At 66.6% G+C, this 26,095-nt stretch carries 24 protein-coding genes and 1 pseudogene; 12 read left to right on the top strand and 13 right to left on the bottom strand.

Annotated elements, in window-relative coordinates; genetic code table 11:
- Positions 1 to 39 precede the first annotated feature (39 nt).
- From JIW86_RS07905 to JIW86_RS07895, 3 genes are read right to left on the bottom strand one after another with little or no spacing between them, the layout of a single operon-like run.
- Positions 40 to 249, bottom strand: coding sequence for a hypothetical protein (locus JIW86_RS07905; RefSeq protein ID WP_053173540.1), 210 nt, complete (start codon positions 247 to 249; stop codon positions 40 to 42).
- On the bottom strand, positions 246 to 650 hold the full coding sequence (locus tag JIW86_RS07900) for a hypothetical protein (RefSeq protein WP_257553133.1): 405 nt from the start codon (positions 648 to 650) through the stop codon (positions 246 to 248). The genes JIW86_RS07905 and JIW86_RS07900 overlap by 4 nt, the downstream gene beginning before the upstream one ends.
- Before the next feature lie 58 nt (positions 651 to 708).
- Complete coding sequence (locus tag JIW86_RS07895) at positions 709 to 1,950, bottom strand: helix-turn-helix domain-containing protein (RefSeq protein WP_257553132.1); 1,242 nt, start codon at positions 1,948 to 1,950, stop codon at positions 709 to 711.
- Between the two features lie 58 nt (positions 1,951 to 2,008).
- On the opposite strand from JIW86_RS07895, the gene JIW86_RS07890 reads away from it, so the two are divergent.
- Positions 2,009 to 2,668, top strand: a complete 660-nt coding sequence (locus tag JIW86_RS07890) for an SDR family NAD(P)-dependent oxidoreductase (protein WP_257553131.1) — start codon at positions 2,009 to 2,011, stop codon at positions 2,666 to 2,668.
- Between the two features lie 30 nt (positions 2,669 to 2,698).
- On the top strand, positions 2,699 to 3,136 hold the full coding sequence (locus tag JIW86_RS07885; protein WP_257553130.1) for an NUDIX hydrolase: 438 nt from the start codon (positions 2,699 to 2,701) through the stop codon (positions 3,134 to 3,136).
- A 195-nt stretch (positions 3,137 to 3,331) separates the two neighbouring features.
- Here JIW86_RS07885 and JIW86_RS07880 read toward each other — a convergent pair whose 3' ends face one another.
- Complete coding sequence (locus JIW86_RS07880) at positions 3,332 to 3,775, bottom strand: NUDIX hydrolase (protein WP_257553129.1); 444 nt, start codon at positions 3,773 to 3,775, stop codon at positions 3,332 to 3,334.
- A 127-nt stretch (positions 3,776 to 3,902) separates the two neighbouring features.
- On the bottom strand, positions 3,903 to 4,772 hold the full coding sequence (locus JIW86_RS07875; RefSeq protein WP_257553128.1) for an aminoglycoside phosphotransferase family protein: 870 nt from the start codon (positions 4,770 to 4,772) through the stop codon (positions 3,903 to 3,905).
- Positions 4,773 to 4,946: 174 nt separating this feature from the next.
- Here JIW86_RS07875 and JIW86_RS07870 point away from each other — a divergent pair, with 174 nt between their 5' ends.
- The 4 genes from JIW86_RS07870 (at position 4,947) to JIW86_RS07855 (ending at position 7,502) form a co-directional block, all read left to right on the top strand.
- Positions 4,947 to 5,411, top strand: a complete 465-nt coding sequence (locus JIW86_RS07870; protein ID WP_257553127.1) for an SAM-dependent methyltransferase — start codon at positions 4,947 to 4,949, stop codon at positions 5,409 to 5,411.
- A gap of 11 nt (positions 5,412 to 5,422) precedes the next feature.
- Positions 5,423 to 5,971, top strand: a complete 549-nt coding sequence (locus JIW86_RS07865; protein WP_257553126.1) for a flavoprotein — start codon at positions 5,423 to 5,425, stop codon at positions 5,969 to 5,971.
- Entirely contained in the window at positions 5,961 to 6,413 is a 453-nt protein-coding gene (locus tag JIW86_RS07860) for an NUDIX hydrolase (RefSeq protein ID WP_257553125.1), read from the top strand. The genes JIW86_RS07865 and JIW86_RS07860 overlap by 11 nt, the downstream gene beginning before the upstream one ends.
- A gap of 114 nt (positions 6,414 to 6,527) precedes the next feature.
- Complete coding sequence (locus JIW86_RS07855; protein ID WP_257553124.1) at positions 6,528 to 7,502, top strand: GlxA family transcriptional regulator; 975 nt, start codon at positions 6,528 to 6,530, stop codon at positions 7,500 to 7,502.
- Here the strand turns inward: JIW86_RS07855 and JIW86_RS07850 are convergent.
- Complete coding sequence (locus tag JIW86_RS07850) at positions 7,426 to 8,820, bottom strand: helix-turn-helix transcriptional regulator (protein WP_257553123.1); 1,395 nt, start codon at positions 8,818 to 8,820, stop codon at positions 7,426 to 7,428. The two genes, JIW86_RS07855 and JIW86_RS07850, sit on opposite strands and share 77 nt — an antisense overlap.
- A gap of 268 nt (positions 8,821 to 9,088) precedes the next feature.
- Here JIW86_RS07850 and JIW86_RS42120 point away from each other — a divergent pair, with 268 nt between their 5' ends.
- Positions 9,089 to 9,511: a helix-turn-helix domain-containing protein gene (locus JIW86_RS42120; RefSeq protein ID WP_416237535.1), complete on the top strand. Its 423-nt coding sequence runs from the start codon at positions 9,089 to 9,091 to the stop codon at positions 9,509 to 9,511.
- Here the strand turns inward: JIW86_RS42120 and JIW86_RS07845 are convergent.
- The 5 genes and pseudogenes from JIW86_RS07845 to JIW86_RS07825 form a co-directional block, all read right to left on the bottom strand.
- Positions 9,411 to 10,790, bottom strand: coding sequence for an SCO6880 family protein (locus JIW86_RS07845; RefSeq protein WP_257553122.1), 1,380 nt, complete (start codon positions 10,788 to 10,790; stop codon positions 9,411 to 9,413). The genes JIW86_RS42120 and JIW86_RS07845 overlap by 101 nt on opposite strands.
- A 100-nt stretch (positions 10,791 to 10,890) precedes the next feature.
- A pseudogene (locus JIW86_RS07840) lies at positions 10,891 to 12,293 on the bottom strand (SCO6881 family protein).
- Positions 12,294 to 12,324: 31 nt separating this feature from the next.
- Complete coding sequence (locus tag JIW86_RS41635; RefSeq protein WP_322975498.1) at positions 12,325 to 12,657, bottom strand: hypothetical protein; 333 nt, start codon at positions 12,655 to 12,657, stop codon at positions 12,325 to 12,327.
- A 349-nt stretch (positions 12,658 to 13,006) separates the two neighbouring features.
- Entirely contained in the window at positions 13,007 to 13,315 is a 309-nt protein-coding gene (locus tag JIW86_RS07830) for a DUF6112 family protein (RefSeq protein WP_257553120.1), read from the bottom strand.
- A 77-nt stretch (positions 13,316 to 13,392) separates the two neighbouring features.
- A complete protein-coding gene (locus tag JIW86_RS07825; RefSeq protein WP_257553119.1) occupies positions 13,393 to 14,508 on the bottom strand; it encodes a C40 family peptidase in 1,116 nt (371 codons plus the stop codon).
- Positions 14,509 to 15,061: 553 nt separating this feature from the next.
- On the opposite strand from JIW86_RS07825, the gene JIW86_RS07820 reads away from it, so the two are divergent.
- Complete coding sequence (locus JIW86_RS07820; RefSeq protein WP_257553118.1) at positions 15,062 to 15,808, top strand: DNA-methyltransferase; 747 nt, start codon at positions 15,062 to 15,064, stop codon at positions 15,806 to 15,808.
- Positions 15,809 to 15,911: 103 nt separating this feature from the next.
- Here JIW86_RS07820 and JIW86_RS07815 read toward each other — a convergent pair whose 3' ends face one another.
- The gene (locus JIW86_RS07815) at positions 15,912 to 16,880 is read right to left on the bottom strand and encodes a transporter (protein WP_257553117.1); all 969 of its coding nucleotides are present in this window, start codon (positions 16,878 to 16,880) and stop codon (positions 15,912 to 15,914) included.
- A 166-nt stretch (positions 16,881 to 17,046) separates the two neighbouring features.
- On the opposite strand from JIW86_RS07815, the gene JIW86_RS07810 reads away from it, so the two are divergent.
- Positions 17,047 to 17,238, top strand: coding sequence for a helix-turn-helix transcriptional regulator (locus tag JIW86_RS07810; protein WP_257553116.1), 192 nt, complete (start codon positions 17,047 to 17,049; stop codon positions 17,236 to 17,238).
- Positions 17,239 to 17,446: 208 nt separating this feature from the next.
- On the opposite strand, the gene JIW86_RS07805 is transcribed toward JIW86_RS07810, so the two are convergent.
- Positions 17,447 to 19,177 carry an AAA family ATPase gene (locus JIW86_RS07805; RefSeq protein WP_257559247.1) on the bottom strand — a complete coding sequence of 577 codons (1,731 nt, stop codon included), beginning with the start codon at positions 19,175 to 19,177 and terminating at the stop codon, positions 17,447 to 17,449.
- Positions 19,178 to 20,243: 1,066 nt separating this feature from the next.
- Here JIW86_RS07805 and JIW86_RS07795 point away from each other — a divergent pair.
- The 3 genes from JIW86_RS07795 (at position 20,244) to JIW86_RS07785 (ending at position 26,076) form a co-directional block, all read left to right on the top strand.
- Positions 20,244 to 21,515 carry a helix-turn-helix domain-containing protein gene (locus JIW86_RS07795; RefSeq protein ID WP_257553115.1) on the top strand — a complete coding sequence of 424 codons (1,272 nt, stop codon included), beginning with the start codon at positions 20,244 to 20,246 and terminating at the stop codon, positions 21,513 to 21,515.
- A 170-nt stretch (positions 21,516 to 21,685) separates the two neighbouring features.
- Positions 21,686 to 22,801, top strand: a complete 1,116-nt coding sequence (locus tag JIW86_RS07790; RefSeq protein WP_257553114.1) for a hypothetical protein — start codon at positions 21,686 to 21,688, stop codon at positions 22,799 to 22,801.
- A 41-nt stretch (positions 22,802 to 22,842) separates the two neighbouring features.
- Positions 22,843 to 26,076, top strand: a complete 3,234-nt coding sequence (locus tag JIW86_RS07785; RefSeq protein WP_257553113.1) for a hypothetical protein — start codon at positions 22,843 to 22,845, stop codon at positions 26,074 to 26,076.
- Positions 26,077 to 26,095: the final 19 nt, after the last annotated feature.

Raw genomic sequence — 26,095 nt, 5'->3', positions numbered from 1 at the left:
GTGGTGCTGTTGGAGGCACCGGGCGGAGCGTGGGTGGGGTCAGCGGGGGTCGGCCTGGCGCAGGGCCTGGTGGTCGGCGACGACCCATTCGACGCCGCCGCCCTCGGGGCGCAGGAAGACGGCTTCGGGGATGAAGCGGCGGGTCTTGGGGTCTTCCCAGTCGCCGATGAACTGGACGATCCCCTCGCGGTCTTCGGCGGGGTCCAGTACGCGGGCGCCCTCGTAGAGCCAGGAGGGCCGCCCGCTCATGCCGCACCGTCCGTGCCCGCCGACTTCCTGAATCGCTCCATGCCGCGCTCGGCGCGGACCCTCAGGGAGGGACTGGGGTCCGGACTGCCGAACGGGTCGTCCCACGGGGCGTATTCGGGCTCGTGCTGCATCCTGCCGCCGGGGGCCCTGCGGGGGAGCGGAACGGGGGCGTCCTCCGCGGGCACGAGGGTGTTGAGCGAGGCGTTCCAGCCGTCCTCGCCGCCGCCCTCGGGACACAGGCGGTAGACCGTGGTGCCGGTGTCCCCGGGGACGTCTATGACCACACCCGTGCGGGAGGTTGCGGTGTCGTGCGCAAGGTCGCCGCGCAGCGGCCAGCGGGGTTCAGGGTCGTCCGCCTGCTGTCGTACGCGGTCATGGTCAGTGCGACGCGTCGAGGTCATGTAGCGGAACGTATGCGCTCCGCTACGGGGCAATATGAATCCGGGGAATGTCCCCAGGTCAGTCCAGCGAAAAACGTCCGGTCATGCCGCGCAGCCGCTGGCGCGTAGCAGCCCGCTCCGCGTAGATGATCTTCCGCAGAGTAGCGCGAGCGACAGGGTGATTGCGCACCAGTTGGGGAGCGATACGTTCGGCGGTCTCCAGTTCGGTCAGGGCCTGGTCGCGGTTACCGTCCCACAGCCACGCGCGGGCAAGGTCCATGTGGTGGTGACCGAGCCGGGAGTTCGGCAGAACCGCGATGTGCGCGGGGTCCGCCTCGCGGTTGAGCCGGAGCGCCTTCGTCTGGTCACTCATCTCCAAGGCGGCGCTGACGCCGTGGATGACGACGTTTCCGAGGCTGAACGTGACCGAGTGCCGGTCGTGGATCTCGGGCCCGACGTATGAGTTGACCCGCTCGCCCGCCGTACGGGCAAGCGCGAGCCGCTCATCCGACCCAGCAGCGTTCCCGCCGCGCGCGGACGAGATCGCGGCCCGCAGGTGCAGGGCGCCCCACATACGCAGGGCGAGAGGGTCGCCGGCCTCGTACTCGGCTTCGATGCTGGCGAGGGCCTTGTCCCCGAGGGCGAGGGCGTCATCCCAGTCGGCCGACGCCCACGTGTCCCACATGCGCATCCACAGCGCCATCGCCGGCATCACCGGGTCACCTGAGAGCTGCGCGGACCAGGTGGCCCGTTCGCAGGCCATGGCGACCAGCTCGGGATGTCCGAGGGCATGGGCCGCTGTGTGGGCGAACTTGCAGGCCACCGCATAGATCGCGAACGCCTCTTCACGTTCGTGGCCAGTGGACGCCTCAGCGAGGGCCCGGGCCTCGCGCAGCATGTCCGGCAGCTCCTTCAGTACGGCGGCGTTCGCCGCGGCGTCGCGCAGGCGGAGCAGGCGCTTCATGTCGTGCCACAGCACCTCGGACGGCCGAGGGGTGCCGTCAAAGACGGGAGCCAGGTCGTACCGGCGCAGTTCCCGGATGATGGAGGCCGCTGAGACCTGCCACTTGGTTTCGGCGCCGCCGCCCGAGTACGGGCGCTCGATCAAGGTGTTCGGATGGCAGTGGAGCGCGGCGGCCACGGCGTTGATCAGACCGGCCCGGTCCAGCTCGATCCGCCCCTTCTCCAGCTTCGATACCCACCCCTGCGTCCGCCCCAGTGCGGCGGCAAGGTCGGCCTGAGTCATCCCAACCGAGAGCCGCTGACGCCGGACCCGTTGTCCGATCCGCTCTTGCTCCTCGATGTACCCGCTCACACCCATCACCCCGATCTGCGACCGCTTCTTCTGACGCGAAGGTACCGCTGGGGCGCTCCAGAAGGTGGGCCTTGGCCAAGGGATCTCAACATATGCCCATGCCCTCCTCGCCGCCTTCGAGCCAGACGGCAGCCCCGGGATCGCGGCGAACGCCGACCTCACCGACCCCGGCGCCGTCCAGACCATGGTCGAGCTCGTCCGCGCCGAGATCGGCCCCATCGACATCCTCGTGAACAACGCCGGCTCCTACCCCCGCGTCCCCTGGAAGGACACCGACGAGGCAGCCTGGAGCTACTCCCTCGACGTGAACCTCACCGCCCACTACCGCACCTGCCACGCGGTGACCCCCGGCATGATCGAACGCCGCTGGGGGCGGATCGTGAACATCGGCAGCGTCAACGCCCGCGTCGGCCGGACGAACCTGGTCGCGTACAGCACCGCGAAGGCCGGGCTACTGGGACTGACCCGCTCCCTCGCCCGCGAACTGGGCCCGTACGGGGTCTGCGTCAACACGGTCATGCCCGGCGCCATCCAGGTTGAGGCCGAGAACGCCATCCCCGCCCAGCACCTCGCGCGCCCGGAGGACCAGATCAAGCGCCAGTGCGTCCCTCGCCGCGGTCGACCCGAAGATGTTGCAGCCCTGGTGGCGTTCCTCGTGGGCTCCTCCGCATCGTTCATCACTGGGCAATCCGTCCACGTCGACGGTGGCCGGCTGCTGCACTGAGACCGTCAACAAGCAAGGAGACAGACCGACATGATCGAACGAGTCCGAGCCGTCCTCGTCACCGCTGACGACACGATGCTGGTCATCCGCCGAACCAAGCCCGACATCCCCGTGTACTGGGTACTGCCCGGCGGCGGCGTCGAACCCAGCGATGAGTCGCGGGAGGCCGCTCTCCACCGGGAGATCCACGAGGAGATCGCGGGGAAGGCCGACATCGTCCGGCTCCTCCACACGATGGAGTCCGACGACGAACGTCAGCTCTTCTACCTCGCCCGCATCGCCACCTGGTCCTTCGAGGATCGCACCGGGCCCGAGTTCAGTGCAGAAGGCCGTGGTGAGTATGCGCTGGAGGAGATCCCGCTGACCGTGGAGGGGATCGACGGCATCGACCTCAAACCCGAGGAGATCGCCCACGTCCTCCGGGGTGCTATCGGCTCCGGCACCGTTCGGGCAGGGGCTGCGAAGTAGCCGTCCGGTTGTGTGGACTTGCCGTCGGGGACCGACGCCGAAGTGCATCGGGCCTGACGGCGCCTACGGAGTGCGGCGGCTGTTGGTTGCTGTGAGCTGCTCGGGTTGGGACGGACGCAGTGGGGTGGTACGGGCCAGACGGCGGGCGTTGGCCAGGGATCTCAAAGCGCTGCCAATGAACCTCCGCGCCCCCGCTTATAGCGGCGAGTCGGACAGGCGCCCCAGCAGCGCGCCTTGGCCGGACTGGAGAATGTGTGCGGCCTCCAGCGGGATCCAGAAGCACTCGAAGTAGGTCGGCTCCTGCTCGCCGTCGTGGTCCTCCTGGCTCATCCAGCGCTCCGGCGTCGGTTCGGTCAGCTCCAGGTGGAAGACGTGCCGGTGCTGGATCTCGCACCGGTACGGGCTGATGTCGTACTCGGTCTCGCCGAGCTTGCGGACGATCTTGAAGTCCGACAGGCCCGTCTCTTCGCGGGCCTCGCGCAGGGCGGCAGCTTCCGGGGTCTCACTGGGGCGGATGCTGCCTGCGGGCACCTGGATGCCGACCTCCTCATAGGAGTAGTCGGTGTGGCGGAACACGAGCAGGCGTCCGTCACGGACGACGTAGACGAGGACCTTCTCCTTCGTGACCTTCTCGGGCATGGCGCCAACCTCCACTTGGTTCAGGAACTGATTCGTGGGCCAGGCCCGGTGGAGGCCGGGACTGGCTATCCCGTGGTCGGTGATCATTTCGGCTGTCCGCGGACCGGCGCAGGCGTACGGCTGATCTTCACTTGTCCGGGGTGGACTGAAGCTCGTCCACCAAGCGCTTGGCTTCCTTTCGGGCCGGCGCCAGCAGCGGATCTCCCTCGTAGGAGAGGGAGCCGAGGGTCTTCGAGAGAAAGAAGAGCGACATCAGCTTGCCGTCCCGGCTCTCGAAGTCCGCGCGTCGCTCATGCCGGACGCGGCCCGCGAGCGCCGGGACGGCAAGCGCGTTGCCCCATAGCGTTGCGGCGTCCAGGCCTCGGGGTGCCATGCCCCAGTCCTCCCAGTCGATGACGGAGAACTCCGGTCCCATCACGTTGGCCCAGGTCAGGTCCGCATGAGCAGGAGCCCACCGCTCGATCCGCGTGTCGGAGAGGCCGGGGAAAGCTTCCCCCAGGGTCTGCGTCACCTGCTCCTGCGTGATCGTCACCGTGTCCGGGGTCGCGATCCGCGGCGTCCGCTGTGCGGCAAGCGCGTCCAGAGAAGCATTCAGCGCCTCCCACCATGTGTCAGGAAGGCCCGGGTCATCGAGCACCAGGGCGCTCTTTCCGACAGATGGCGATGTCATCAACTCCAGCTCATCCGCACGCCACATGACCGGCTCGCCCTGTTCGCGCCATGCCACGCCTTGGAACCACTCGGGCATCGCAACCCCCTGCAGCACGGCGGCAGCCTCGGTCCCGTTCCAGCCTTGCGCGCCGATCCGTTCGAATCCCCGCCGCTCGATACGCACCCAGGTGCCCCGCTCCGTACGGCCGCCCAAGGAGCGGCGCTTGCGAAGCAGTGCCTGCCGGTCCAGCCGTACGTGCAGGGCCTGCTCCACGCGCTCCAGCACGTCGTCTACCGGCTGCCGGCGCAGGTCCACCTGGGCGGCAGCGGGCAGGGATCCGTTCATCACGACCTCCTTTGCGAACGGGGGACCCTAGCAGGAGCGGGCCCACTGACACGAGCCGTCCGTCAACACGGAGCATCTCAACTTCCTTGTCATCTCTGGCGGTTGTCGGAGCTCAAGGGGCCACATCATCCGCTGTAGATTGAGCCGGTGACGACGAGGCTTGAGGGGGAGCGCATGGCGCAGTCGCTGGAGATCACGCCTATCGGAACGGTGATCGGGGGACGGGTTGAACCCACTGATGACCACTGGGGAGGCCCCGCGATCATCCGCTTGAACCCGGACTTCCCGGTCGAGGTCGTCCAAGGTCTCGAAGAGTTCTCCCACCTCCTCGTCGTCTGGCAATTCCACAAGGCCTCGCCCGAAGACGTCGACCTCCATGCGCGGAGCCCTCGCAACAATCCCGCCTGGCAGCCCTCCGGCACGTTCGTCCACCGGAACCATCGACGGCCGAACCAGCTGGCCCAGTCCTTTCCACGCTTGGTGAAGGTCGACGGCTTGGACCTGCATGTCGCCGACCTCGACGCGATAGACGGCACCCCGGTCTATGACGTCGCGCCCTACTTTCAGGAGATGGGTCCGCGGGGCGAGGTCCGGGAACCGAGCTGGCCGGCGGAGATGCTCGCGGACTACTGGCGCTGAAGGGGTCTCACGTGACGGAGCCTCAGCGCAGGCCGTTCCTGTACGTCGTCGTCTGTGCCGCCGGGATCGCGGACGACGTCGGCAAGCTGATCACGGCGGCACAGGAGCGGAACTGGGACGTCGGGGTCGTCGCCACTCCGCATGCCCTGCCCTTCCTCGACGTCCCTGACATCGAGACGCAGACAGGCTTCCAGATCCGTTCCGCCTGGAGGCAGCCGGGTGACGATCGCCCCCTGCCGCCGGCAGACGCCATCGCGGTCGCTCCAGCGACCTTCAACACGGTCAACAAGTGGGCGGCGGGCTTCGCCGACAACCTCGCGCTGGCCATCCTCTGCGAGGCGTACGGCATGGACATCCCCACCGCAGTCCTGCCGTACGTGAACTCCGCCCTGGCGGCGCACCCCGCTTACCGGCGAAGCATTTCTGAACTTCGTGAGATGGGGATATCGATCGGCAGCTACGAGCCTCACCGTCCGAAGGCAGGCGGCGGCGCCGATCGCTTCCACTGGGAGGAAGCGATCCACCTGCTGGCACCGCACATGCGGAACCATGGTGCCTGAGGACGCCTCGCCCCGCAGCGGGCCGGACGATCACCGACTGAGGGTTGCCGCCGCCGTCGTGGTCCATGAGGGCCGGGTCCTGTTGGTGCGACGTCGGATGGCGGAGGGGAACCTCTCGTGGCAGTTCCCGGCGGGCAAGGTCGAACCCGGGGAAACATGGGAGGACGCGGCCGTACGGGAGACGAAGGAGGAGACCGGTCTGGACGTATCCGCGGCCGGGGCGCTGGGCGAGCGGGTTCATCCGATGACCGGAAGGCTGATGTCGTACGCCGCCTGCGATGCCGTGAGGGGTTCCGCACGTGCCGCCGCCCCGACCGAGATCGCCGAGGTGGCCTGGGTGACCCTTGCAGAGCTTCCCGGGTATATCCCGGGCGGGATCTTCGAGCCGGTGCAGAGGTACTTGGAAGCCCTGATCGGGCTACCGCCGCCTGGCCAGAGCTGATGCCGCGGAGCCACGGGGCCGAGGGGATCGGCTGGAGCCCGTCCGGGATCCACGTTGCCGTACATGCCGGAGTCTTGCATTGCGGGCACCTTTGAGGGTGGGCATGGTTGAGGTATGAGGTCCCGCACGGTGCTGGTCACGCTCTATGACGGCGTTGAGGCGCTGGACGTCACCGGCCCCGTGGGCGTACTGGCCGGGGCCAACGCTTACCTCGCCGCCACAGCTCCGGGGCAGACCGGGTACCGCATCGCTACGGCATCCCCGGGCGGGTCAGCCGTGGCATCGCTCAGCGGGGTGACCCTGATGCCTGATGTGGACCTGGCGGACGCTGAGGTTCCCCACACGCTGCTCGTGCCGGGCGGTGCCGGAGGCGTTCCCGACGCGGGTGCCGGTCATCCGGACGTCGTTTCGTGGCTGAAGGAGAACGCCCCGAAGGCGGAGCGAGTCGTCTCCGTGTGTACGGGTGCGTTCCTGCTCGCCGAGGCCGATCTGCTCGCAGGTCGGCGGGTGACAACACATTGGGACAAAGCTGGGGAGCTGGCGCAGCGGTATCCCGACGTCGCAGTCGAACCGGACTCGATCTTCATCCGGGACGGCTCGGTGTACACCTCGGCGGGCGTCACGGCCGGCATCGACCTCGCTCTTGCCCTGGTGGAGGAGGACATCGGGAGGGACGCGGCCCTGACGATCGCGCGCTACATGGTCGTCTTCCTGCGGAGGTCCGGCGGCCAAGGCCAGTTCAGCACCCAGATGCAGGCGCAGCTCGCGCATCGCCAAGAACTCCGTGAGCTCCAGCAGTGGATCGCCGACCACCCGGACGCCGACCTGTCGGTCGACGCCTTGGCTCAGCGCGCCAATCTGTCGGCTCGGCAGTTCACGCGGACGTTCGCCGAGGAGACGGGCGTCACCCCCGGGCGCTATGTGGCCAACACCCGGCTCGAGACAGCGAGGCGGCTGCTCGAGGACACCGACGACGATGTCGTGCGCATCGCTGCCTTGAGCGGTTACGCCACTACCGAGGCCATGCGCCGAGCCTTCCAGCGAGTGCTTGGGCTCTCTCCGTCCCAGTACCGGACTCGCTGCGGCTGAGGCCGGGAGATGGGGCGGCTGCGCCGGCGGGGCTGAGCTGGCTGCCAAGGTCCACCAAGAGATCGATGGCTGCGCGGTGAGGGATGAGGAGCTCGTCTATCTGCCTCGCAGCGGTCGGGCCATCGGGGGCCAGAGTGGACCGGAGCAGGTTCTGATACTCCCGTCGAGCTCCCGCACTGAGTGTCGGAATCGGGATGCGTGCGAGGGCTTCTTGCGTGCTGAGGTCCTCGAAGGCGACCGTGCCGCCTGCCTCGCTCGTCGCCCAGATGACGTTGCGACCCGAGAAGTCCGCTGTGAGCCGGGTACCTCGACCGGCCACCGCGCTGAGGGCCGGTAGATCAACGGGGGAGGAGCCGGCGAGCGAGCGTGCCGCTTCGAAGGAGTCGAGGGCCCAGTATGGGCGCGGGGGTGTCCCCTGGGCCGGCCGTGGAGGTGTGACGCGGCCTCCGCTGCCCTCGACCGCAGATGGACTCCGGCGGGCGGCTTCGGCGCCAGGGTCTTCTCGGCTGCCGAGCCAGGTGATGGCAACGAAGCGGAGGTCCGGGAAGGCGGCGGGGTAGAGCACCTGAGTAACGACCTCGATGTCCTGGTGGTCGAAACGGGAGATGTTCAGCCTGAACATGTGGCCGTCCCGGTGGCCCACCAACTCCGGCTTGCTGTCCCAGATGCGGCGACAATCTTCGTCGGCCAGGACCTCGTTCAGCACCGAGACCAGCTCGGGCATCCGGTCGTGTTTGACCAGTGCCATCCTCACCATGGCGAGGTAGATCCGTGCGTGCTCCTCCCATCCGACGTACTGCTCCCGGGCATCGGGATGCAGCAGTGCCCAACGCATCAGGTTGGCGCCCGGCTCCAGGACCCAGGGGAACCACTGGGCCATGGCCCGGTTGAATCCGACGATGTTCCAGGCGGCATCGCTGAGGTACGCGGGCCGTGGCATCTGATGGTCGAGAAGCAGTTGTAGCGGGTGAAGGCCGTCGGTGTACCCCGGAGGCTTGGGGGAGCGGGGCGGGGAGCCTCCGTCCGTGTAGAGGTAGAGGGTCTCGCGCTGGTCCTCGTTCAGCAGCAGCGCCTCTGCCAACTGGTCGATCTTCGGGCGTCTCAGGCGGGGAGACGCTCCTCGCTCCAGTTCCCCGTACCAACGCTCGGTCATCCCGGCCCGGGCTGCCACCTCGGCTTGCGACAGCGGTTTGCTCCGCCGCATTTTGGCGCTGGCTGCTGCGCGCCACGCTCGCAACAGTCCGGCAAGCCCGATCAGCTCATCCAGGGCAGGCCGCTGGTCGGGACTTTGGTCCCGACTTCGGGTGGGCGTAGGCATGATTCCTCCCTCGCTCCCGGTGATGCCGTCCTCGCGTGAAGTGACCCTCTCGGTCGTCGGCCCAATGGGGACAAGCCCTGTGGGGTTTCGGACGGGGCGGTCCTCGGCGCCGCAACCGTAGGGACTTTAGTCCCGGAAGTCGCACTTCCGGAAGCAGAGTTCCTTTCGACGGCTGGGACGCTTGGAAAGACGGCGTAGCGCCCGATTGATACCCGCCGGGTCTGCACCTACGCGCCCCACCCGGTGGATGACGGAATAGGAGGGGGATATGGCAGGCACGGCGTGTGACCGCGTATTCCACGTGCAGCGAACCCTGGCGTCCATGGATGGCCCGTCCCATGGGCCGCGCGCCATTGCCAGAGAAGCGGGTCTCAACAAGAGCACGGTGCACCGAATACTCAATTCGGGGCTGGCCTACGACGTGTTCGTGAGGGATGAGGCCGGAAAATACCGCCTCGGTTCGGGCGCCGTCAGCCTCGGGATGCGAGCGGCGGCGTATCGGTTCAGTGAAGCACCCCAACGGCAGATTCTGGCTCGGCTGCTCCACGATGCGAACGGGATGCTCTGCGCGATCGAGTCACTCACCCCACTCACCTCGGCGCGACGTAGGACGGAGCAGTACGTCGCCCGAGCCGGGGTGTTGGCGGAGCCAGGGGTAGTCGGGGGGCGACGTCGGCGTGGCCGGCGATGAGCTGGCGTTCGCGGTCCTTGATGTCCGCGTACTCCACCGAGTCCTCTTCGGAGTCGACCTGGCCCTTGCGCTGGCGCTCGGCGGCGTCCGCGATCACGGTGGCCTTCCTGCGCTGCACGTCCTTGAGCGCGGCGTCCAGCCCCTTGGGCTCGTAGGTCAGGGACAGGGTGCGCCGTACCCCAGAGGTGAAGAGAAGCTGGTGCAGGAAGCCGGGAGAGGTTTCGATCCGGGGCCAGTTCTCGATCCAGAAGGTGGCGTGGTGGGCCGAGTCGGTCTCGATCCGGTCCGCCTTCTCGACCAGGACGACGGGGCCGGCGGCAGCCGGGTCGGCCTGCGGTCGTCCGGTGGCCGACCACTGGTCGAGGGCTGCCAGCGCCTTGGGGTCGTAGGCGGTGCGGATCACCGCGGCGATCTCGGTGGCGAGGAGCCATCCGCCCGGGGTGAGGCCGGAGGTGCGGGCGGCCTGGTCGAAGGTGGAGGTGAGCTGGGTGAGGACGGCGAAGCTGCCGGTGAGCCCGCCGCCCGCCTGGTTGATCAGACGGCGGCCCGCCTTGAGGTCCAGGGCGAGCGCCACGTAGCTCTCGTGCGGGGCTGCGGCCGGGCCGGCCGCGGTCAGCAGGTCGGCGTAGACGGGCCCGGCAAGGTGCGCCTGGGGATTGCCGTACGCGCCCCAGTACCGGTTCAGGGAGTCGCCGCTGTCCGGCACGGTGCGCTCCAGCACCTGCACCCGGGCGAGGTGGCCCGTGCGGGCGAGCGCGGCGAGAGTGCGGCCCCAGCCGGCGACGTTGTTGTTCTGCATGGAGGGATCGAGCAAGGCGAAGGCCCGGGAGGAGACCTTGACCACCGCGGTGAGGGTTCCGGTGTGGGGGTCGTGTACGGCGCTCAGACGGCCGTCCGGCGAGGTGACGACGCGCAGGGACGCGGCGGTGCCGGGGAGGTGGAGCAGTCCGTCGCGCCGCGGTCGACTGGAGGGCCGGGTCAGCCAGACCAGCTGGCGCTTGCTACGCCGCCATGTGTACCGCAGGGCGATCGGCGCCCAGTCGGCGAGCGACCGGCCGCGATGGCGTACGAAGACGGCCGAGAGGATGAGCGCCCACAGGGGTATCAGCTTGAGCGCACCGGCCACACCCGAGCCCATCAGCACCGCGAGCGGGAGCAGGCCGGTGATGGTGGCGGCGACGAGCTGTGGCGCGGACAGTCCGAGCAGGAGGCCCCGGCGCGAGCGGTGGGGGAACTTCACCGTGGCAGGGCCGTCGGGCTGTGGAGAGTCGAAGGGCATGGCGAGGCCGTCCTTGGAACGTCGAGAGAAAGCGCGAGGTGAGGGAACGGGGGCGGGCTGAGGCCGCACAGGCCACGGCCCGCCCCCTGGTTGGGCAGGACTAGGAGGCCGGACCGTTCTGCTGACTGGGGTAGACCCACCACTGAGATGTGGCGTCGCCTTGCGGTGTCGGCCCGCCGACGGGACCCGCCGAGCCGGTACGGGCCGCGGCCCGGTACACCTGGATCGGCTGCGTGGCCGATCCCCCGGAGCCCTGCGGCGTCGGCCCGGATGAGACCGAGGCAGCCTCGGCCAACGCGCCGCCGACGTCCTGGCCGGGGCGCTGGATCAGCGGCTGCCCGCGGTCACCGTCACCGGGAGGCCGACGGATGAGTGCGCGGCCCTTGTCGCCCGTGGCACCCGCGTCCTCGCCGAATCGGAAGTTGGTCTGCTTCTCCGCACCGCCGGAGATTTCCCCGAGCCTCCGCTCGGATCGATCCCGGAGACGACACCGTCGGAGCCCTGGCCCGCCACCTTTGCCGGTCCCTGCGGAGCAGGCATACCGGTACCGGCCTGGACAGCGAGCTGCCCCGCCGTCTTCGCGGCTCGAGCGGCTACCGCCGCGCCCGCCACACCGGTGCGGTGCAGATCCTCCTGGCCGCCGCCGTCCGCAGCCCAGTGGACGAACTTGTAGGTCGCGTACGGACACAGCAGAACCAGCACCATGATCACGATCCCTGCCATGGCGTCCGACAGGGCACCGAGGCCGTCCGCCGGATCGGTCTTGCCCATGGCGGAGATGCCGAGGAGGAACACGATCGTCATCAGCATCTTGCTGACGATCAGCGTGCCGGTGGCCTCGATCCAGCCGCGCCGCCAGCGCCGGGCGACCTCCCAGCCGCCGCCGGCACCCGCGAAGACCGCCAAGGTGACCAGGACCAGGTTCCCGATCTTGCGGGCGACCATCACGGCCCAGTACAGGAACGCCCCGACCGCGGCCCCGAGAGCGACGATGGAGGGGATACCCCAGCCCAAGCCGTACATCGCGCCGTACAGGTTGACCTTGATCATGCGGCGTACGGCGTCATCGATCGAGCTGTTCGCCGCTTGGAACAAGCCGGCGCTCAACGCGTCGACCACGGTGAGGGCGACGGTGGTGAAGGCGATGGCGGCGAACGCGAAGATCACGCCCCCGACCGTGCCGCTGACGGCCTGGGCGAGGGCCCGCTCGTCGCGGCGCCACGCAGCGCGCATCAGCTGCAGGCAGAAGGTGCCGACGGTCAGGATGAGTCCGATCGGCAGCAGCAACTCGTAGTTCGAGCGGAACCACTCGGCGTTGAGATCGATGCCGGTGGTCTGGTCGACGGCCTGGGCGGCGAGATCGGCGCCGCCCTGGGCCATCTCGCCCATGGACTTCGCGATCCAGGCGCCGATTCCGTCGGTGACGGCCTCGCCGGTAGAACCGACCACGCCACCGACGATCCCGCAGACCTTGTCCATCATGGGGATGTCGCAGGCTCCCACAGGGGGTACCTCCTTTCAGGGATGAGGGGAGTCACGGCGAGACGGTCGGCAAGACGCCGGCCAGCGCACAACTCTGCTGCGGCCGGCACTGAACCGCGAGCGTGAGGGAGCGGGCCTCCGCTCCACCGCCGGCACCGGCCCAGGCGATGGACTGACGCCCCGAGACGGTGACGGCGTAGACGTAGGCGGAGGTGATGGCACCGGGATCGGCGGCCAGGGCTGCCTTGAACACCTCCGGGAAGTGCCCCTCGCCGACGGTGCCGGTGATGTGATGCTGGTTGTCCCGCAGCCGGGACCAAAGCACCGGGTCAGGGACCTGCTTGGTGACCGAGGCCCAGTCCGCGTACTTCGCCTCGCTGGTCATCCACCGCTGGAGGCTGGCCAAGTGCTCCGGCTGGGAGAGGACGCGGGTGTCATAACTCCACAGGGCCTGAGCTGCCGCTTTCCCGAAGGCGATCGGGTCACTGGTCGTGGGTGGCGTCGGGGCGCTGCCCCCGATCCCGCGGAGGGCTTGGCCGGGACGGACGGAGCGGCCGACGCCCTGGCCTCCGGTTCCTTCGCGCTACCGCCGGCATCGGTGCGGGTGAAGTAGGCGAGCAGTCCGGCCACCCCGGTCAGAACGGCCAGCACGACAGCACCGATCAGGATCCGTCGCCAGACTGACGAGGCGGCAGGAGCGCTGTGCCTGCCCTCGGAGAGACGCGTCCTCGTCATCAGTGGACCTGCGTGCCCATCGCCGAGAAGAAGGCGACGATGCCGTTGGCGGCGCCGAGCAGCAGGGCACAACCCGCCGCGACGACCGTGCCCTTCTTGCCGTTCGCCTCCGCCTGGTGGCCGCCGCTGTGGTGGCCCCAGGCCCAGACGAGCGCGGAGATGGCCAGGGCTCCGACGACGGCGATGATGCCGAACAGGTTGATGGAGCTGATCACGTTCTTGAGGACGTCGAGTCCTGGAAGGCCGCCTTCGCGCGGCGTGACGCCAGGGTCGTACGCAAGGAACTGGGCCTTCTCAACGAACTTCATGGGGAACTCCAGTTCGAAAATGGGCATGGGGAGGCCCGAGAGTGCGATGGGGAGGGAGGGGGAAGGCGGGAGACCGGTCAGACGACGCGACGGGCTGCGAGCACGTCCGGCTTCCAGTCCGCGAGGGTCGAGATCTTGACCACGTCACCGGTCCGGGGTGCGTGCAGAATCAGCCCCGAGCCGATGAACATCCCAACGTGTTCGGGTACGGCGGCCGTGCCGCGCGTGAACAGCAGATCGCCGGGTTGGAGGGTGTCGACGCTCACCACACGGCCTTCGTTGACCTGCGTGTACGTGGTCCGGGTCAGCGAGACTCCGCCGGCCTTGAAGGACATCTGCATCAGCGAGGAGCAGTCGCACCGCCCCATCGGGTCCGGGCCCCGCGGCTCGGTGCAGGCGCCGCCCCACTGGTACGGGGTACCGAGCTGCACCAGGCCCCAACGGATGGCCGTTTGCACGGGCTTCGGGGCATCCGCCGGAATCTGGTACCCGTCCGGGAGCGAGCCGGGCGGAATCGGGCCGAAGCTCGTACCGTCGGCGCACCTACCGCCAAGGGCTGTCGGGACTGGAGTGGCGCCCGCAGGGCTGGTGTCGACACCAGCCTGGGGGAGGGTGGCGCTGATGGCCTTCTGCAGCGCTGTCGCCAACGGCTCCCACTTTGCGTACGCGTCCGGGAAACCGCTTGCCTGCACTGCCTGAGCAGCCTGGGTGACGGGCATCGACTCCCACCCCGACACCTCGAGCAGTCCCTCGTAGAACTTCGTCGAGGCGTAGACGGGATCGCGCACCTGCTCCGGCGTCCCCCAGCCCTGCGAAGGGCGCTGCTGGAACAGTCCCAGCGAGTCCCTGTCTCCGTGGTCGAGGTTCCGGAGCCCCGACTCCTGCAGGGCGGTGGCCAGCGCGACGATCTGCCCGCGAACGGGCACCCTCATCGCTACGCCGGTCGCCTGGATCGCCTTGGCGTTCGGGATCTGTTCCTTGGGATCGTCCAGGCCAGGCACGGACACTGAATCGCTGCTGCTGCCCTTGAGGACCGACTCCACCTGCCCGACCACCGCGGCCGCATCGACACCCTGTTGGTCACCGCAGGCAGCCTGTGCGTTCGAGGAGCCGATCAGAGCAACAGTGAGCGGCGCGATCAGGATCAGTGGAGCGACCGCTACCGCGCTGGCTATCGCGGCAACCTTGATCACGGGTGACCGCCGGATGCTCGCTGACGCCGGAGCCTGGGCCAAGGAGTTGGACGTGCCCGGGCAAGCTGCATTCGCAGCTCCTTACTCGTAGACAGGGCAGCACCGGAGTTCTCGTCGAAAGGCCACCGGTGCCGCACTGGTCGTGAATGCTCGGCCTCAGTGGGCCAAGAGGCGGTGATGACGCAGGGGAGCGGCTAACTCTCATCTACGTCCCTGGTGTTGGCGCGCGGCAGCCAGCCGCGCTCGTAATCTCATTCGGCACATGAGAGATACGTCCTTCCGAATCTCCAGCAGCTCCACGGCTTGAACTCGGCGAGACTGTAGAGACGGAATCCGGCCGCACCAAGCAGGCTGAGAATTCGTGCAGGTCCGTCTTCGAGGGGAGCGCGGGCTCAATCGGCATGGCTGGGGAAGTCGGTTAACCTCCACCGCACCAAACCCACGAGAGCGCCGCCCGATGCTCTACGGAGGGGTAATCCCCGGTGCGTACTCCCAGATTCCAAAACAGATCCGGGATCGCGACCGACCGCAAGATGAATGAAAGGCCGCGCCTGTGTCGTACACGCTGCACCGAGGAGATGCGCTCACCGTCCTCAAATCCCTGCCGGACGCGAGCGTGGACGCAGTGATCACCGATCCGCCCTACAACTCGGGCGGCCGCACCAGCTCGGACCGAACCGGGCGGACCGCCCGCGCGAAGTACACCAGCGGCGACGCCAAGCACGACCTGCAGAACTTCCCCGGCGAGAACCGCGACCAGCGCTCGTACCGCGCCTGGCTGACCGACCTGCTCACCGAGTCGTACCGGGCGTCCCGAGAACACGCGGTGGCGATGGTCTTCACCGACTGGAGGCAGGAACCGACCACCACCGATGCCCTCCAGATGGCCGGCTGGACCTGGTCCGGCACCATCCCCTGGATCAAGCCGGCCTCCCGGCCCCGCAAGGGCGGTCCGAAGCAGGACTCGGAGTTCATCGTCTGGGGCGTCAAGGGAAGCCTCGACAACACCCGAGGTCTCTATCTGCCCGGCCACTACATCGCGTCCCAGCCCCGCAAGGACCGCGTGCACATCACCCAGAAGCCGGTCGAGGTCATGCAGCAGCTCGTCCAGGTCTGCCCGCCCGGAGGCACCGTCCTCGACCCCTTCACCGGATCGGGCTCCACCGGCGTTGCCGCACTGAAGGAAGGCCGCCACTTCATCGGCGTCGAGCTCTCCGACCACTACGCCGGCCTCGCCGAACAGCGCCTCCGCACGGCCCTCGACCAGGAGGCCTTCGAGCTCGCAGGGCCGGAGCTCTGAGATGACAGGGTCGGGCAGAACATGCAGAGACAGGCGGACTGACGAAGGGCGGTCGCCGTACCGGAACCCCGGATACGGCGACCGCCCTTCTTGTGTCGAGCCCTCACCCGGCCGCGACGCTCCGCTGTATGAAAGCGCCCGCTCGTTCCAGGTCATCCCGGGATCTGATCCGCACCTCGATCCCGCCCCGGAGCCCCAGGCAGCCCACTCCGCTGACGTCCCGCGTGAACCCGTCCTCCAACTCGACCTCGTCGGGCGGTACACGCAGGTTGACCACGAGGGCACGAGTTCTGGGCCGAACGCGGACAGTCGCCACACTCTTGATCCGGCGGTACGAGAAGTAGTGCAGCTGTGCTTCCCTCCGTACGTCACCTTGGGCGAGCAACACCGCGTCCAGGTCTGCGAACAGAGCTCCCAGCCCTGACGGTGACTCGTCCAGGAAATGCTGCACCGACTTCACGCTCGTATGCGCGCTGACCGAGGCGGAGGCGAGAGAAGGCCGCCGCTGGGCAAGAGCTGCCGTCCCGGCTACGGAGGCGACCAGACGCAGAGTCAGCACGTCCTCGAATGCGCGGTAGGCGACGAGATCGATCCGTCGGCCGATGACCTCTAGAGCGACGGCGCTGTGAGGCGTGAAGTCCCCCGCGATACAGACGATCCGGGGGTTGCTCCAGTCGACTGCCCCGGCGGCCTCGTAGCCGAGCCGGTCTACGACGAGGCGCTCGAACTCGTGGTGGTTGTCCTCCAGCCACGCCAGGTACGACAGGGCCTGCGGGAGCAGCTCCTTGCCCCGGGTCCGCTTGCACTCGATGATCACGGGCGTCCCGTTCTCGTCAAGGCCAAGAGAGTCGATACGGCCTCGGTGACGTCCGGTGGGGTACTCGCTGGCGAGGAACCGGATGCCCAGCATCACCTCCATGTTGGCTTCGATCAGAGTCTGCAGCTGTCTTTCCAATGCAACGGCGGCCCCTCGCATCTCCGTCGCGGTCCCGTCGTTGACGCGAAATGCCCTGAGGTCACTCACGGGTAATCCCCCTGTCTCCTGAGTCAGATCCAGGGAACTGACAATCACGTGACGGCCGCAGGTACTCCGGTCTCGATCGGTGCCTGCGGAGTGCGTAAGGCTGCCGGATCTTAGCGCTGAGTAGCGGCAGGGCCAAGCCTGATCCGTCGTGAGAGTCATGGTGCAAGACGGATGCCGGGATCGATCCACGATCCTCAATGGAACAGGAGGTTCGATGGCCGCTCAGTTCATGGACGTAAGAGAGACGGCTCAATACTTGAACATGTCGGTGCAGTGGGTGTACCGGGAAGCGCCGAAGGCCGGGCTCTCCGTCTATAGGTTCGGCGCCGGGCGCAATGCCAAGATTCAGTTCAAGGTGTCCGAAGTCCATGCCTGGATCAAGCAGCAAAGGGTGGATGTTGCGTAGGGGAGCCACTGGTCCGCGTCCGCGTCGAGGACTGCTGGGACACAGGAACACGCTGCTCGGCCGTGAGCAGACGCACGCCCGCCCCTGGCCGAGGGCTTGCCCGGCTGCCCGCGATCCCACCTTCCGAGACCCTCTAGCTCTGACGTCCTACTGATTAGGGCTCCCCAGGGGGGCGATGTATTGGACGGCGCATGTTCGGTCTAATTCATCATGCTGGATCTAGGCGGGTGCTGCCGCATTTGCAGCTATAGGAATACGAGGCAAGTTTGGTCACCCACTGTTCACACCTGATACAGCGGAGCTTGGAATAGAGTTCCAGCACTGAGTATCCGAATGCCTCGGCTTCAGTCCAGCTGACCCCCTCGGCCCATTCATTGTAGTGGGCGCCTGCCGTGTTGCGGAGGTGAATCCATCGATCAATCGAGGTTGCCTGGCTGGCGCATGAGGTCCGCTTCAGTTCCTTCATCGTGCCAGGCCATGTGTCAGCGAGCGTATAGGCATCTCCACGCTTTCTTTTTACGCTGATGGGGATGGCCCAACTCATTCGATCGCACATCTGCTCTAGGAGTCGGCCGGTCAATCCGCAGACGGCAAACGGATCGTTTCCGTCAAGAGCCACCCAGAGTGCGGACTCGGCTTCCCGGCCGGCCGTAATCACATCTGGCCCGTCACCGAAGCTCCAGCGCTTAATCTCCACTTCCGTGATCGGGCTGCCCGTTCGCTGGAATATGTCTCTCACTTGGGTTCGCCAGAGTCGGTCATGGACCGTTATTATGAGCTGCCAGTCTTTAAACTCCCTGGCGATCAATTCCATCACGGCGACGCGGACACTGGAATCTACGCTCTGTAGCACATCATCGAGAATCAGAACCTTCGCCTGGCCCTGCTCTCCGGCGGCGCGAGAAACTGCCAAGAAGTAGAGAAGGGCGATGAGGTCCTGGTATCCCTCACTGAAGATTTGCTGAGGGGCCACAGTCTGCCCAGCGGAAAGCTTCACCTCGATTTCAAGCGAGACGGCGCTTATGCGTCCGAACACCGGCTGAACTCTGCTCACGTAGGTAGCTTGAGTGACGGAAAGGAAGGATTTCGTGAGCCAACCGCCCACCTCCCCCAGGAGGTTGTGCATGGCGCGAACGCGCTCAACTCCCGGGCCGTCCTCCGGTGTTTGGATTTGGCGTGCTTCTTTATTGAGTCTCTTGATCTCCGTCCGGCATGCCGCAATATCGTCGATGAATTCTTGAATTGGGCGAGGTAGTGAGATTCGAAATCGGTTGCTGGGTTGAACGCCTTTGTAGACGTCAACGGCAATCATGCGCTCAATCTCATTCGCATCGTATGGGGCCGGAGAAATGGAGAGTGCGGATGCAATCCTTGCTGCCGACTCTCGCATGCGACGCTTCACTTCGTTGCGCTCTTCCATGACCGCAAATTGGTCTGGGGTGAACTCCACCTTTTTTGATGCGGCCTCGCCGTCGAACCGGTGATCAATGAATAGTGACCCGCGTTTCGCCGGAGGTGTGTCGAGGAATCTCAGAATATCGGCCCGCTTGAGCGTCATTGGAACGCGCCCGAATTCCTCCGGTGTCGGATCCCCGCCGACCCGCAGTGCTTCCTCTGGATCGAGGGATGCTGTCCTCCGCACAATCGCCCCACTTGACAGTCTGACCTGCACGGAGCAATCGCGGGCAGGGTGAGCCAAATTTATTAGGGCGGGTCGTGCACTGCCACGGAAGCTTGAGCTACGCGCGATGCGGCCTTGGCAAGCCCATTCGATTGCGTCGACAATTGATGACTTTCCGGAACCATTCTCTCCGAAAATCAAGACGGATGATGGAAGTCCAGAAGCCCCTTCAAATGAGACGCTTAGTGATGTGGGAACCCCCCGAAAGCCGAAAAGTTCCACTGAGTGGACGCGGGTGTTTCGGCTTCCCCGGCGCATTTCATTCAACGGTCCCGCCCTTCTTGGCGGGGATGGCATTACTCCAGATATAGCGCCCTCCCCGCCAGTCTTGGTGGCATCTTATGCGGCGCTGACGGGTGCTGCCAGGCGTATCGATCAATCCGGCTTGCTGGTTAGATCGAGGGAGCTACTGAACTTGATTGGGTGATGTCGGGGCGTTCGGGCTGAGCGAGCCGTGGGCGCTGTAGTCCTGGCTGGGTGAGGTACGCGCAGGGCGGCGGCTTGACCGACGCGGAGAGAATCGCGAGGGAGCAGGTCCGTCTGGATACTGTGGCACGGTTCCGGACCGGCGAGACGAACAAGGCCGTTGCTGTCGCGCTGCGGGTGTTCGAGCGGTCAGTGGAGCGATGACGTCGGCAATGGCGTGAGGGCGGTGTCGCCGGGGTCGTCTCGAAAGGGAGCCCGGACTCCCAGGGTAACTGCCTGATCGCCAGACTGAAGCGGGAGTTGGAGCGTGAACCGCACACGCATGGCTGGGCTGACCAGCGGGTGGAACCTGGCGCGAGTGAAGAACCTGATCGGACGGCTCTTCAGGTCCGGTCGCGGGAGTTCGTCGGGGGCTCGACCAGCACCGGATGGCCAGATCGATAGGGAGGGTGGGGCAGCCGGCGCCAACGCGGCCATGGCGTTCTTCAGCCTGCTGCAGAAGAGCGTCCTCGACCGCCGGAGCAGGACCGCCCGCGAGAAACTCCGGATCGCGATCGTTACCTGGATCGAGCGGACCTGTCACCGACGCCGGCGACAAGCCGCACTCGGCCGCCTGACTCCCGTCGCATTCGAGACCGTCATGACCACACTGGCCCTGCAGGCCGTGGGACCGAACCTGTCACCCAAAGCTGCACCAGACCCCGGGGTGGTGCCCACCGGGTCGCTTCAGCAACTGCGACGGTCGCCTCCGGGGAGACCAGAACTGGCCAGCGGAGCGGCCATGCTGGCAGGAGCGCGACGGTTTGGTCGTGGTCGAAGTGCGGCTGGGCGGCAGTACGTGCCCCGCCCCGTCATGAGAGTGCATGTCACGTGACAGCAAGGTGTCTAGAGTTAGTGCATGACCAGGAACCGGGTTCCGATCTGGCCCGACAGGCTGCGAAGGGCGCGGAAGGCCAAGGGGTTGTCCCAGACGGATCTGGGCGTCCTTGTCGGTACCGACGTCTTCCGCATCACTAGCTATGAGACTGGCAAGAGTGCTCCCTCGCCCAGCCGCTTGATGCAGCTAGCAAGGGTTCTGGAGTGCCAGCCGGCTCACCTCATGCAGACCGATCCGGACGCCTTCCTCCTCGCCGATCTCCGCATGAGTGCAGGGTTGACCGCAGCCGAAGTGGTCACCCGGTGTGTTCCCCTGCTCTGCCGAGTCGGCGTTCCTGTCTCGCGCCCCAGGCTCCTGAGGGCGGAGCGAGGGGAGTTGCCGGCTTCCTGGGCCTCTCCAGATGCGCGGAACCGCGTGCAGGCCGTTCTCGCGCACGTGTATGGCGTCCCGGTGCGAGCGGTGATGGATGCCTGGGGGCTCACAATGCCACGCCCTGAAGAACTCAGAGGCAACAGTGGCAGTGGAAAGAGTTCGAAATCCGGCGTCCCCGCGTCTCGTCCTGCAACATCGAAGGCAGCAAAAAACTGGGCCGCCCTCAACGCCCGGCAACGCACCTACCTGAGGGTGATCTTCGAGGAGGACCAGCGTGCCGAGCATCGAGCGGAGAGGGCGAGTGCGAACCGTAAGAATCCCGGCCCGGCGGCGCAGTGGCGGCGACTGGTGTTCTCGGTGCACGGGGATCTTCCGGCGGACTACACCACGATCCAGGAGCGTCTCCGGACTGAAGGCGAGCACGATACCGCCGCAGGGTCGACACTGCGGGCCCTAGCACGGCGTGGGCTCATCGAGTCGGAGGAGGAGATGGTCCCGGTCCCCGACTGGGGGATCCTTCGCCAAGTGATCGTGAAGTTGACCCGTGCTGGCCGAGCTTGCGTGCGCGCTGGCCTGGACATTCCCCCAAAGGGGCGCCCTCCGAAGCACCTGCTCTCGGCATGGCTGTGGGAGAAGCTGGTGGTGCTCGCGAAGACGGGAGCCAAGGGCCTTCCCGAGCGGATGCTGGGAAAGGCGCGCATGTACCTGGACTCTGGGAAGATCCGGGGCGGACTCTCTGGCCGCGGATTCATCGCCTCATATCCTGTCTACGCGGGCGCAGATGACACGGGCCCTGTCGGCGAGTACTGGTGGTTCGTCAACGAGGCGGGATGGGAACACATTCGCGCATACCGCACAGAGTATGAACGCCTCTACCCCCTGGTGGAGTTCACTACCTCAGAAGGTGAAGAATCCGCCTGATCAGAGGCATTGTCAGTGGCGGCCTTTAGGGTTCGGCCGTGACTCATGACATGCCAGCACGGCACATGACTGACCAGGAGGCCCGGGAGCGGGTGATGAAGGCTGCCGCTCGTGCAGTCCCGGCCTTCACCACCGGTGACGGGGAGCCCACGAGGCGGCTCCAGACCCTGATGGATGCCCATGGCGAGATCCTCGCCGCCCGGGGCCCCGGAAACCCGTTGAAGTTCTCCGCGTTCCTGGACTCCCTCACCGGCGACCTCGCCGGTCTTCTTCCTGCGGGTGTCGAGCCGGAGGAACTGGAAGGGGTCCACCTGGTGGACCCCGACGGGTACCCCGCCGACGAGCTGTTCGATATCACGTACGAGCAGCAGATGGTCCTGGACGCAGTCCGGCACAAGACCCGGCGTGACGGTTCGCCGCCGACGATTGAGGAGCTCGAGGGAGAGCTGGACCAAGTCATCGTCAACGAGGTGCTGCGGCAGACCGGCCGTCAGGGCGACTACGTGAACGGCCGACGGAACCTGTCCATGGTGCCGTCGGGGACGGAAGAGGAGATTACGGAGCTGGGGCTCCCGGCACGGATCTTCCAGTTTTACCAACCGATCGATCACGCGGCCTTGTTTGAGCAGTGGTGGTTCGCGTGTCCGTTTTGTCAGTGGCCGATGAAGGCCACCGTCCACGGGCGCCCCGGGGAGCGGATCGGCCGCGTGCGGTGCCTGTACCCGGCCCATGCCGAGACACTCGGCGCCCACTACATGTTCTCCATTCCCGAGGTGGGTGCGCCGCCAGTGTTGCTGCCGATGCTGGATGTGCCACGGCTATCAGCGGAGGCGAAGGTGCTCGCCCCGGAGGTGCGTGGGGAGATCCCGGTCGCGGTCCCGGCCGTGGGTCATTGGGCGCTGAAGCGTGGGCCGTGGCGGTACACCACGGTTCCCGGCCTGACCGAGATCGCCCTGTTCGAGGTTCTGCGGGAGCGCGGTGTCCACGTGGACCTCTGGCCTGATCTGGACAGCTACGACATCAGGGCGGTTCCGGTGAGTCCTTCCGGTGAGAAGGTCGAGTTCAGGATCGACATTAAGGACTTCACATCCGGCTTCCTCCTAGCGGAGAAGATCCGACGCGACAAGGGCGACCAGGGCGGTGCGAAGTGGATCGTCGTCCCGGACTACCGGCACACCCAACTTCCTCTGCTGCGGCGAGCGTGCGACGAGTACGGGTTGCGTGTGGCTACGGCAACGGTGATGGGCAAGATGATCTGCGAGACGGCGGGTGTTCGATGGGTGTGACTGGCGGGGGAAAGCTCGGTAGGGATGAAGGGGCTCTGCTGGTGGCCCTGGCCCTGGCTGCGCACTACTTCCCTGACAAGGATCACGACCAGGACGCAGTGGCGGGGACGTTCCGGCATGCGGCTTTCTTGCTGTCCGGGCAGTACGACAAATGGGGTGCGTGGCATGGTCTGCCGCTCGGGGAAAAGCAGCGGATTGCCGCGGCCGCGAGGATCGCGCCGGCGGAGTACGCATCGGCTTCCGGGGTAACCCGGGCGGGCCGTTCGCGATTGCTGGACACCAGCGTCAAGGGGGTGGCGATCAGGAACTTCACAGCAGTTGGGCCCCCGGAGACGTGCGAGGCAGTGATTCCACGCGTAGGGGGTGACCTGCTCGCTTACGCAGACCGAATCCTAGCGAAGACGGCCAAGCGTGGCGGGGTCGGCGCGGCAGGTGAGCCTGCAAGCCCTGGGTCGTGGCTGACACGCACGATCTACGAGACCGGCCCGGGTGAGATCAGCGGGCGCGTGGACATTCCTGCCTTCCCAGCCGGTGAGAGTCTCGAGACAGCTCGCACCGAGATCGCTCCGAGCACAGCAGAGATCAGCATTCCGGTGGAGGAGCTACTCGCCCTCGCGACGAAGATCGACACCCGCATGTCCATCCCGTATCTGCATGGTGTCCTGTGGGGTCTGTTAGCGCAGGTCAAGACATCCGACACGATGCCAGCCTCGGAGCTCCTGCGCCTGACCGCTGGCCCGATGGAGGTCTTCAACGCCCCCACTGGCACTGGCAAGAGCGTGATGGTACGTGTGCTGGGGTCGTGGTTCACCGTGAAGCAGATGACTGTCACGCTGGTCCTCCCGACGGTGGAAGCAAGCTTGATGACGGCCCTGGAGATCCGCGAAGATCTCGCATGGCTGGCAGACAAGTACGGCTACGGGGTCGACGCCGAAAGCGCGTGCGTGCCACTGATGTCTGCCTACGGTCTCCACAATCGGGCGATGAAGGCTGTCTCCCGCACCGAGGGTGCAATCCGGGCCGTGGACGACAAGGTGCGGTGGAAGCTCGACCAGCTTTCCTACGGCTGCGGGATGAAGCCGTTTCTGTCGTCCACGCACCCCTACCCGCACGGGAAAGAGCCCTGTACTGGGTTGCGGCCGTTCCCGCCACTCAAAGGCACCCGCTGCTGCCCGTGGATGACCTCCTGCGGGAAATATCAGCAGCACCACCTCGCCCTGAACGCCAACGTGATCGTGACCAATCACCATAACTTCATGGGCGGCCGGATGCCCATTCCCGTCGCCTTCGGCGACCGGCCGGCCGAACGCCTGTCCGTGGAGGAGTTCCTCCTGCGTCGCTCTCACGCAATCGTCCTGGACGAGGTCGACCAATTCCAGTCCATCGCGGTCGGGAAGTGCTCGACAGAGCTGGTCCTTTCCTCCCGGATGAACAAGGAGACCTTCCTCCCTCAGATCCACCGGGCACTCAAGAACCGACCCAGCGGAACCTCTCAGGAGCTGATCCCGCTGGTTGCCCACGCCATCTACCTCACTGACTTCTTCCTTGCGGCCGCCTGCCAGGGACAGATCCACCTGCGGCACGACACCGACGACGAAGGCGAGGTGAAGTCCACCGGCTGGCACATTGCCGGAAGCCGGGACCGGCGCCTGATCCGGCTCCTGTTCCCCGGCGAGGTCAACAGCGACGACCACGAGATGCCGGAGTACCTCTTCGGCCGGCTCAATTCGCTCCGGCCCCCGCGGACGGTGTTTGGGCTGTCCGACGACCCACACCCCGACCTTGTGCGGCCTGAACCCCTCGAAGCGCCCTACGACGGGGTGCGTGCCACGCTGACGGACCTTCTCTCCCCTCGCGGGGACAACGTCCTCAACCACGCGAAGCACCGTTTGCACGAGCTTCTGGGCGGCCTCATTGCCGACCTCCACGACCGGGCCGAAGCCATCACCCTCCTGGTCATCCGCACCTGGCTGGCAGAGCTGGACGACATCCTTGGCCGGCTCATGGCCAAGCTGTCAGACCTCAAGTCCGTCACCAGCGACGAAGTACGCCGCATCTCCGAACGCCTCGACGGCGCCGTAGGATCCAAGGCCATCCCCTACGGCATGCTCGGCCGGGCTCTGTTCGGATACCGCCTCACCGGCCTGGACGACCCCGAGAACACGGCCGAGTTCACATCCCAGACCATGACCGGCGACCCTCACACCTACACGGCGCAGCTCGGATCGGTGGTCTCACTGGTCGCCGCCGATAGAGAACGCGTTGTCATGGGCTTGTCCGCGACCGCCTACTTTCCCGAGGCTGTCCGCGAGCACATCCACTCCAAGGTCAAGTGGTGGATGACCGACGCCGCGCCCGACTCCATCCGGGCGCGTCGCCAGACCTTCACCGACCTGCTGAACAACCCCATCCAGATTTCCGGTAACGCCCAGCACCTCAAACCCAAGGCCCTCAAGGCCCTCGGAGAGGCCCTGTACCGGGACGAGATCCACCGAGAGCTGGAGCGCCTGGAGCGCGAGGACAGAGATCGGGCCAATGTCGTCTTGGTCGCGAATAGCTACGAGCACTGCCGCTACCTGGCCCTAGGGATCTTCAACGCACCCGAGTTCCGCAGCAAGGACGGCTTGTGCGTGGCCATCCCCGCCGACCGAGACGCACGCCGAGACCTGCCTGAACTCCCTGAGAAGATCATCGAACTGACCCCAGACGAGTTCGAGTCCTTCCCCAAGCGGGGAAGCATCCTCATCGTCCCGATGGCTCGCATTGCCCGCGGACTGAACATTGTGACCGGCATCAGGTCCGCGATCAGCTCCGTCTACCTGTGTACACGCCCCCTCGCGCTGCTGACAGATCCGGCCGAAATGTACGCATCCATCAACGCGTACGGCATGAACTCCTTCCGCGGCAAGCAGGGGATCGACCCCGTTCAGGCCCTCGCTGAGGCCCGGGAGAAGGCTTGGGATCGACTTTCGTTGATCTTGCGCTCCGCCCCGGGGTTCCAGTCCCTGTCTCAGGCCCTCCAGAACGAAATCGTCGCCGGAATGATCGTGGACATGATCCAGCTCGCCGGCCGTGCCCGCCGAGGCGGTACCGACATGACCCTGCACCTGGTGGACCACGCATTCCACCTGGAGGCCTGGCAGGGCGGACTCGCGACCGTTCTGGAGCGCATCTACCAAAAGTGGTCCCCCCAGGAACGCGCCCGGATGAATGACATCTATGGCGAGGCCCTGGCCGCCTTCCTTGCGTACGCCGGCATCGACCCGATCAACTAGACCCCGAACTCCAGGAGTC

The organism is Streptomyces sp. NBC_00162 (assembly GCF_024611995.1).
Taxonomy (GTDB): domain Bacteria; phylum Actinomycetota; class Actinomycetes; order Streptomycetales; family Streptomycetaceae; genus Streptomyces.
This window is presented reverse-complemented; position numbering and strand designations above follow the sequence as displayed.